The following is a 1,355-nucleotide window of genomic DNA, read 5'->3' as shown; positions in this document are numbered from 1 at the left end:
TCCTTGTCGTAGCGGCGCAGCCTCGGCGGGTCCGGCAGGCCAAGGCGTCTGACGAGGAACTTCCCTGCGCCCGAGTGGGCGAAGGCGGCGTAGCGGTCGGTCATTGCGGTGCCTCCCCAGTCACAACAAACGCGCTAACCTACTCGCGAGTAGGGTAACGCCAACGTGCCCTGTCGCGTCGAGAAGGAGACTCCGATGGCCCCCTCGAAAGCCCGTTCGGAACGGCCTGTCCGGGTAGCAGTCGTCGGCGGTAACCGCATTCCCTTTGCGCGCTCGGGCAGCGCCTACGCCACTGCATCAAACCAGGACATGCTGACCGCCGCCATAGACGGACTCGTGGCGCGTTTCGGCCTCGCCGGGGAGCGGCTGGGCGAGGTCGCCGCGGGCGCGGTGCTCAAACACAGCCGCGATTTCAACCTCACGCGGGAATCCGTGCTCGGATCCCGCCTCGACCCGCGGACTCCTGCGTACGACGTGCAGCAGGCCTGCGGAACCGGTCTCGAGGCGGCCATCCTGGTGGCCAACAAGATCGCCCTCGGGCAGATCGAGGCGGGCATCGCGGGCGGCGTCGACACGACGTCCGACGCGCCGCTCGGGGTGAACGACGACGCCCGCCGGATCATGATGGAGCTCAATCGGGCCCGGTCCCTCGGCGGCCGGCTGCGCGCGGTCAGCAAGTTCCGGCCGACCCAGCTGCGGCCGGACATTCCCCGCAACTCCGAGCCGCGCACCGGGCTGTCGATGGGCGAGTCGGCCGCGCTCACCGCGCTCGAGTTCGCGATCGGCCGCGAGGAGCAGGACGCCCTCGCCTTCGCCTCGCACCAGAAGCTGGCCGCCGCCTACGAGCGCGGGTTCTTCGACGATCTCGTCACGCCGTACCTCGGCCTGTCCCGCGACCAGAACCTGCGCCCCGACACCTCGCTGGAGAAGCTCGCCAAGCTCAAGCCGGTCTACGGCCGCGGCCCGGAGGCCACAATGACCGCCGGCAACTCCACGCCCCTCACCGACGGGGCGGCGGTCGTGCTGCTGGCGTCCGAGGAGTGGGCCCGGGCGCGCAGCCTGCCGATCCTGGCGTACTTCGAGACCGCCGAGACGGCCGCGGTGGACTTCGTGCACGGCGGCGACGGACTGCTCATGGCCCCCGCGTACGCGGTGCCCCGGATGCTCGCCCGCGAGGGCCTCACCCTGCAGGACTTCGACTACTACGAGATCCACGAGGCGTTCGCCTCGCAGGTGCTGGCCACCCTCAAGGCGTGGGAGGACCCGACCTTCTGCAAGGAGCGGCTGGGCCTGGACGAGCCGCTCGGCGCGATCGACCGGGCCAAGCTCAACGTCAACGGTTCCTCGCTGGCCGC

1 protein-coding gene is annotated in these 1,355 nt (G+C 70.5%); it reads left to right on the top strand.

The genetic code is table 11. The features are described 5' to 3' along the window. Positions 1 to 195 precede the first annotated feature (195 nt). The coding region (locus ABD352_RS03280) for an acetyl-CoA C-acetyltransferase (protein ID WP_344610961.1) at positions 196 to 1,355 on the top strand (1,160 nt) is incomplete at its 3' end.

The organism is Dactylosporangium salmoneum (assembly GCF_039532525.1).
Lineage (GTDB): Bacteria > Actinomycetota > Actinomycetes > Mycobacteriales > Micromonosporaceae > Dactylosporangium > Dactylosporangium salmoneum.
Note: the sequence above shows the minus strand (reverse complement) of the source record. Positions and strands in the feature narration are given on the sequence as shown.